Origin of the sequence: Moraxella oculi (assembly GCF_023336735.1) — a bacterium.
Taxonomy (GTDB): Bacteria; Pseudomonadota; Gammaproteobacteria; order Pseudomonadales; family Moraxellaceae; genus Moraxella; species Moraxella oculi.
Genome location: NZ_JAMBAQ010000005.1, coordinates 107065 through 113811 on the forward strand (window position 1 = coordinate 107065; position 6747 = coordinate 113811).

The window sequence follows — 6747 nt, forward strand, 5'->3', positions numbered from 1 at the left end:
ATCTGTATGAGATCTTCCTCATTCTCGAGATAAAAATATCCAGTTGTGGAAATAAAATCAGCCACCACTTTTAAAACATTTGTTAGGTTTTCGCAAGCTCAACCCAACCTACCGTGCTAACCTATGTTTAACACAAAAGAAACATATAGATTGCTTTGTGGAAGTTGTGCTAGATATGATCTAGCCGTATTAATGCCTTGCGATACTATTATTCCTTCATAAGACCAGTTGGCATAAAATAATTCAAATTTTTTATCAGCTTTTATATAAATATCCCCTCCTAAAATTAAAATCTGATTTTGTTCACATATCATCAGAAACTTATCAGCTAGAGCTACGGGAATTGCAGTTTCACATATTCCCATTTCATCCAAACTGCAACCATACAAGGAATAAAACTTTAATATCTCATCTATATTAGTCATAACAAGCACCTCTCTTAATTTTTGGGTACAAATAGTCTATGGTTAATAGAGCCATCAGGATTTTTAATATACTCAAAAACTCCTGCCTTTCCTCTATAACTGCCTTTTATTTCTAATTTATATCTAGTGATGCCATCCCCACCCACAATTCGTGTAACCGTGCCGTGTTGTGCAAAACCATCCACAGATTGTGGGAATGCATGGTAATCACCAGATGCAGCTTGTTGTTTAACTTTGGCAGTATAGCTGGCACCATCAAAAAAGTTGCTCGCAGTAACAACATCTTTTGCGGTATCAGCTCCCCTGCCTACCTTAATTGCAGTAGAAGCACCAGCTGGTAAAATTGGTACTGCAGTTGCCAAACCATCATAAACAAGACCCACCCCATCTATAAAAGCCGCACCATAATTACCTTCTTTGAGATTATATCCCAAGGACGCAGCTCCTATACCAACATTAGCCACATCCCAAGCTGTTTCCAAGGCATTCCACCTCACCGCCTCCGCTGCCACACCAGCAGCCACATTGACATCTTCTCCAGCATAAGCAGCGGTGATGCCTGCAATCAGTTTGGCTTGATTGATGAGTTTGTCTTTTTGTGCTTGGGTTAGGGTGTTTGGGTCATCTACTTGATAATCACCCCACATCTCACCAACGACAGCACCGATGCTGCCTGCTTCACAACGATTTCCTGCCGCTTTGGCAGATAGACAGCCTGTCATGCCAGCGGCAAGTTTATGAGCGACATTACTGATAAGCTCTGTATCATTGATGTCTAGTGATTTGACACCATGAGTATAAATACCAGCTGCTGCGGTATCAACCAGTTGATTGGTCAGATCGGTAGGTTGGGTTGAGGTGCGAAACCCAACAAATTCAATGATTTACATCATAATGCTAAGTTACACTATCGCCGTTTGTCTTATGAGCTATAATTAGCCTGAAGTCTATTTTATTATATAATCAAAACGATCTGCCCAGCCAAAATTCTCATCTTGCTCCTTAACTCTTTGTAAGACATTAATGATTTGGTAGAATACTGACGCGCCCATGAATTTTTTTGAATTTTCAGAATTATTCCAAATAATACAAACTGGTCTTTCCACCCCACAGGAAAGCAAATCCCAAAGAGCATTAAGATTATGCCCATAAAACTCTGTTACATCACACTGAATTGCTAAGGTTCTATGAAAATCTTTTTCAGTTTCAACAATATTACCATCAATCATAATTTGATTCATTTCCATCTCCCTATAAAAGTTACAGATTGATAATGGTCTGTTGTAATATATAATAAACCATCGTTTGAATACAAGAGTCTTGTACCTGGTTGTTTTGATCTGGATATGGTATTTTTAAGACCAACATCCGCCTCATACCAGATTCTCCTAGGTGCATTAGGTACAACACTGGGAGTATTCCAAAAAACATCTCCTCCAATTTGCTTACCTGGGTTTGTGCTATTTAAAGCCTTTCCTGCTTGCCATCCATTTTTCCCCGCCTCAATTTTTGTGATGTAATGACTAGGCAACCTTCCATTTGAACGCAAACTCTCAATAAGAGAGTTTGCTGCTTCAGTAGTTCTAAGATCCAAATTTAGCCTCATGCCACTATAAGAGCTGGTAGCATACCCATTTTACATGGCTAATAGTGCCAGATAAACTTAGTTGATTGGTGGGGATTGCTTTTTTAACAATAGGCACAAACATTAAAGTTTCAGCCACAACCTGAAAAGAGCCTTGTCCTGTTTTTCCTTGTTTAACACTCTGAATGCCGCTTGCTATCATAGTGCTACCTGTGGCGATACGGACAACATTCATTACCTTTCCAGGAGCTGCAAATACAGCATCGCCACCTAAAGATGCGACATCACTAACCTGCTTGTTTATATTGCGCTGTGTTGCAGCATCCCAAAACATTTTCTCATATTCGCCGCCTGTACCCTTATTAAACAAATAATCATTTGGTTTGAGAGTTGCCCTAGGATAATTTGTTAGCATGGACTGAATATGTGATAAACTACTGCCACCAGCATAATAGTAGTTTAGTATGTCTCCTAGTGCCATCAGTTCACTATGGCTGAGTGATGATGGATTTTGCCTGTATTTATCTATTAACTGATTTCCAACTTGGTCTAAAATAACTAAATTGGTTAATTCTTCAGCCTCAGCCAAAGTCATTTTATATTGTCCGAGAATATTTTTGCCTCGTCCCTGAATTTTTTCGTAGAGATTGTAAAGTTTGTTGAAGTCTTGTTGGGTTAAAGCATTATTCTCCACCGCCACCCCAGCTTCATTCGCTGCGGTATCCACATCAAAGTCATAGAGTAGGACAATAGAGCTTGCGATGAAGCCGTAGGTTGTGTTGAGACACAAAATATAACAAAATCAATGAGTTATGACATAATTCTAGGTTATGCTATCGCTAACCTAAGCCTACGAACTATCATACATCATACTTGCGTATGACCATCTGATCTCCTTCATTTTTAATGATTATTTTACATGTATCAAGGCTTAACTCAAGTCCTATCTTGATAAGATTTTCATCAATAATCATGCGTGCGTCATAAATACATGTTGAGTCTTTTAAGTTTAAAAAATCAAACATATCTTTTATTTTTATCACACCGTAATCACCCATATCAACTTTCTGCAAACAATTGCCTGCTGTTATATCCAAAGACTCGCCATCTTCATTGCAGGACACTGTTATGGCAGCATCATCAATTATGAGGCAAATATCCACAATGTCCTCCATAAAAATTTCTTGTTGATAACTATCCACAAAGTAAATACTTGCCATTACATTTTTCAATGTTTTTCCAATAATTTGTTTCACATCTACCATAATTACTTACCCAAAGCTTTTTTTACGGATGTATTATTGATGCCATTTTTTAAAATAGTAACAAAAGTACCATCTGTTTTTGTAACTACAACATCATTGCCCTTGATTCTAAAATGAACATTGCCCCTCGACCCATTAGAGCCCTGACCTGCAAAATCACCCAAGACAACCATCTCTGGTTTTAGAGCTATATCATTAATTATCCGAACAACCATAGCTCTATCTTCAGATTTTGATGGATCTCCACCAAAATCACTGACATGTTTACCAAGTTTTTTTCCAAGTTGTTTGTTTTCAAATTTAAAATCTGGAATATTGGATATTCTAACAATATTTTCACTTGTTGCAGTATTGGCAGGCTTTGATGTAGAGCTTGAACTAGAAGTGGATTGAATTTTGCCAGACTTTCGACCAGCTGGCGTTAAATTATTCACAAAATTCAACGCATGCTCTGCAATTTCTTTATCTGTAGCATAACGCTCCCCATCTCTTAATTCGCAAGTCAACCCAAATACTTCATAACAAACTATCCAATGCCCTTTTTCATTAATTTTATGGATAGCATTATTCTCCACCGCCTCCGCTGCCACACCAGCAGCCACATTGACATCTTCTCCAGCATAAGCAGCGGTGATGCCTGCAATCAGTTTGGCTTGATTGATGAGTTTGTCTTTTTGTGCTTGGGTTAGGGTGTTTGGGTCATCTACTTGATAATCACCCCACATCTCACCAACGACAGCACCGATGCTGCCTGCTTCACAACGATTTCCTGCCGCTTTGGCAGATAGACAGCTTGTTGGGCTTTAGGTCGAGCTATTCTTACAAAAACCAAAAATTTCAAAACATTTTTTCATAAATAAATTCTGAATTGTGTTGCTATTAGCTTAGACTAAGGGTTTTAACATTAAATTTTTAACAAAAATTCACCATAATTTTTTGGCATTAAAACAGCGTCATAACTAATTACATCCATATCAACGGAAACAAATACTCCTTTTGTAGGTTTAAAAATCTCGTCAATATTATAATTTTTATGTAACATTAATAGAAAATTAAAATCATCCGTCTTCCTTATAAAACTACCTGTCAAGGTATCAAAAAAATGCAAATAACACAAACCACGAACCCAAGACTTTAATAAAAAATTCAAATCATTTGTATTTAATATTTTTAAATTATAACGACTTAAATTATTGATTCTTTCTATAGGTTCTTCCATATCGAAAAAATAGTCACTAGAGATTTTTTTCAAGTCTTCAAGAAATATTGCATATCCTAATCTATCTACTGAGAAATAATTTATAAACATATTAATAAATTTTACATGTTGCTTTTCTAACCACAAATAGTGACTTAGTATATCGTCATTTTTGCATTTTATAACATCAGAAATGTCATTCCAAACCTTGCCTGAGAAGTTATAATCAGGTTTAAATCTAGATATGTTATAAAAATTAAACACTGCTAATCTCCTACTCTTTCTAAATGGATATTATAACTACCCAATCTTTCACCAGTCTTACTACTGCCTCTAGATGCTATATTTATTGCTGATCTTTCATCGTTTACTCCCTTAAAAACATCCCCACTATGGCTTGTATTTGAACGTATAAGGTATTTAGGGTTTCCTTTTTTGTTATAAAATAACTTAACTCCACCAATTGTTTTACTTTCATATCCAAATTTAGAAGCAATTTTTTCCAAATCACTAAACGAGTAAGGATTTGTATTTAAACCTCTTTTTTTAACAATCATATCAATTTTTTCTTGACGATTGTTTAAATTCGTGCCAATAACTAAATCAATAACCGCCTTAGCATCATCAAATGTTAATTGACCATCTGCTAAAGTAATTAAATCATCAACAATATCAAAACCTTCTTTTCTTAACACATCTTTAAAGTCTTTAATTGTGACCTTGCCATTCTTTACAGCAACTTTGACGAGCTTTCCTGCTATTTTGACAGTCTGAACAACAGCTTTTAAGCTATTATTCTCCACCGCCTCCGCTGCCACACTAGCAGCCACATTGACATCTTCTCCAGCATAAGCGGCAGTGATGCCTGCAATCAGTTTGGCTTGGCTGATGAGTTTGTCTTTTTGTGCTTGTGTGAGTTCATTGGGATCATCAGTAATCCAATCTCCCCACATCTCCCCTATAGTAGCACCAATCACCCCTGCATCGCAAGCATGACCAGAGGCTTTGGCAGAGAGGCAGCCAGTCAGACCTGCGGCAAGTTTGTAAGAGAGATTGCTGATAAGCTTGCTGGTGGTAGCGATATCTATCTAGGGGTTTGACACCATGTGTATAAACGCTCCTGCGGTAGGTAGCGTAGGTGGACTAAGCCCACCCTACATGACTACCTCAACCCGGTCTATGCGGGCTATGCTTAAAAACCTACAAAGACCGCCTTACATAAGCAACGATATACTCTGGATTAGCAGCGAATAAAAATAAGTTTTGTGAACTCGTCATCACGCAAAACTCGGTATGATTATCAGTAGCAAGAGCACCCATAAAATCACCAAGCAACATGTAATAATATTCAGCATTACAAGGAGTTTCGGCAATCATCGGTGGAGTGTACCATTCAAGTGTTTCAATGATGGCTGTGCCTTTTTTTTCAGAATCGGAAAAGAAGATAAGCGTATCGTCTATTGCACAATAGCTTTGTAGCAACATTGGAATTACCACTTCACAATAATTGGTTTCAAACTCCAAATCATCATCGGTAAAATCAACAGCATAAGGAAATTCTAGCTTGCTATAACCAGCCCTAACAAATAATTCATCACGACTATCTCGATTATAAGTTTTTAAAAAATCATACAGCAGCTTGACTGATTGTTCTGTTGGATTAAACAGCGGCTTGATTTCATTCAAATTTAGATCAAAAAATGGCAGGTGGATTTCTTGGTTTGTCATGATAATTTACCTTGTTGGATAGCGAATTTTAATGCGGGTGATTTTTTGCCAGGCGGGGTAAAATCAATCGTTGTTCCTTCCGGATTGCTTTTGGATACAGTGCGAAGTTGTACCTTTGAACCGTCTGGCAAAATAACAGTTTGAATTTCGGAGCCATCTTTTGCTGTTCGGGATGCAACTTGCAAATTCTTCGAAATTTTCTTAAAATCAGCGACAAGATCTCTGCCTGACGGCAAATCAATATTGGTAAGACTTTTGCCGCTTGATGTGTCCTTACCAAAATAAATGATGTCATTTATTTTATCTTTAACCCAACCTACCGAGCTGGACTTAAAACAACTCATTTTTTAAGAATCGGACATTATCATCTTCTAATAATTTCCAGATTTTGCCTCATACCAACGAGTTGGGGTTATAGCCCATCAAAATAGTAATTTTTTATTTTTGTTGACTTCCTCCCCTCGCTAAACCGAGGGGATTCCTACTGCTAGACGGTCAAGCCCGACCGCAAGAATGTTCTTACTAGCATTGATATCTCTATCATGC

10 protein-coding genes and 2 pseudogenes are annotated in these 6747 nt (G+C 37.3%); all 12 read right to left on the reverse strand.

Annotated features, from left to right (window positions below; translation table 11 throughout):
- Positions 1–116 precede the first annotated feature (116 nt).
- On the reverse strand, positions 117–425 hold the full coding sequence (imm40, locus tag M2R47_RS03990; RefSeq protein WP_249099301.1) for an Imm40 family immunity protein: 309 nt from the start codon (positions 423–425) through the stop codon (positions 117–119).
- Between the two features lie 455 nt (positions 426–880).
- A pseudogene (locus M2R47_RS09575) lies at positions 881–1072 on the reverse strand (VENN motif pre-toxin domain-containing protein); the annotation flags it as partial.
- A 300-nt stretch (positions 1073–1372) separates the two neighbouring features.
- Positions 1373–1666, reverse strand: a complete 294-nt coding sequence (locus M2R47_RS04000; protein WP_249099308.1) for a barstar family protein — start codon at positions 1664–1666, stop codon at positions 1373–1375.
- Entirely contained in the window at positions 1663–2019 is a 357-nt protein-coding gene (locus tag M2R47_RS04005) for a ribonuclease domain-containing protein (RefSeq protein WP_249099310.1), read from the reverse strand. The genes M2R47_RS04000 and M2R47_RS04005 overlap by 4 nt, the downstream gene beginning before the upstream one ends.
- A gap of 16 nt (positions 2020–2035) precedes the next feature.
- A complete protein-coding gene (locus M2R47_RS04010; RefSeq protein WP_249099313.1) occupies positions 2036–2737 on the reverse strand; it encodes a hypothetical protein in 702 nt (233 codons plus the stop codon).
- A gap of 133 nt (positions 2738–2870) precedes the next feature.
- Positions 2871–3275, reverse strand: a complete 405-nt coding sequence (locus M2R47_RS04015; RefSeq protein WP_046700391.1) for a hypothetical protein — start codon at positions 3273–3275, stop codon at positions 2871–2873.
- Between the two features lie 2 nt (positions 3276–3277).
- Positions 3278–4000 (reverse strand): VENN motif pre-toxin domain-containing protein, encoded by a 723-nt coding sequence (locus tag M2R47_RS04020; protein WP_249099316.1) that lies wholly within the window; start codon positions 3998–4000, stop codon positions 3278–3280.
- Positions 4001–4179: 179 nt separating this feature from the next.
- Positions 4180–4737, reverse strand: a complete 558-nt coding sequence (locus tag M2R47_RS04025) for a hypothetical protein (RefSeq protein ID WP_036366543.1) — start codon at positions 4735–4737, stop codon at positions 4180–4182.
- A gap of 2 nt (positions 4738–4739) precedes the next feature.
- Positions 4740–5426 carry a VENN motif pre-toxin domain-containing protein gene (locus M2R47_RS04030; protein ID WP_249099319.1) on the reverse strand — a complete coding sequence of 229 codons (687 nt, stop codon included), beginning with the start codon at positions 5424–5426 and terminating at the stop codon, positions 4740–4742.
- Between the two features lie 247 nt (positions 5427–5673).
- Positions 5674–6201, reverse strand: coding sequence for a hypothetical protein (locus M2R47_RS04035; protein WP_173944233.1), 528 nt, complete (start codon positions 6199–6201; stop codon positions 5674–5676).
- Positions 6198–6545, reverse strand: a complete 348-nt coding sequence (locus tag M2R47_RS04040; protein ID WP_249099321.1) for a hypothetical protein — start codon at positions 6543–6545, stop codon at positions 6198–6200. The genes M2R47_RS04035 and M2R47_RS04040 overlap by 4 nt, the downstream gene beginning before the upstream one ends.
- Positions 6546–6665: 120 nt before the next feature.
- Positions 6666–6747, reverse strand: a pseudogene (locus tag M2R47_RS04045) (RNA-guided endonuclease TnpB family protein); the annotation flags it as partial.

Excerpts from the sequence above, each read along its gene's own strand:
- imm40 (WP_249099301.1), bottom strand. The coding sequence starts at position 425 with ATGACTAATATAGATGAGATATTAAAGTTTTATTCCTTGTATGGTTGC.
- M2R47_RS04000 (WP_249099308.1), bottom strand. The coding sequence starts at position 1,666 with ATGAATCAAATTATGATTGATGGTAATATTGTTGAAACTGAAAAAGAT.
- M2R47_RS04015 (WP_046700391.1), bottom strand. The coding sequence starts at position 3,275 with ATGGTAGATGTGAAACAAATTATTGGAAAAACATTGAAAAATGTAATG.
- M2R47_RS04020 (WP_249099316.1), bottom strand. The coding sequence starts at position 4,000 with ATGTGGGGTGATTATCAAGTAGATGACCCAAACACCCTAACCCAAGCA.
- M2R47_RS04030 (WP_249099319.1), bottom strand. The coding sequence starts at position 5,426 with ATGTGGGGAGATTGGATTACTGATGATCCCAATGAACTCACACAAGCA.
- M2R47_RS04035 (WP_173944233.1), bottom strand. The coding sequence starts at position 6,201 with ATGACAAACCAAGAAATCCACCTGCCATTTTTTGATCTAAATTTGAAT.
- M2R47_RS04040 (WP_249099321.1), bottom strand. The coding sequence starts at position 6,545 with ATGAGTTGTTTTAAGTCCAGCTCGGTAGGTTGGGTTAAAGATAAAATA.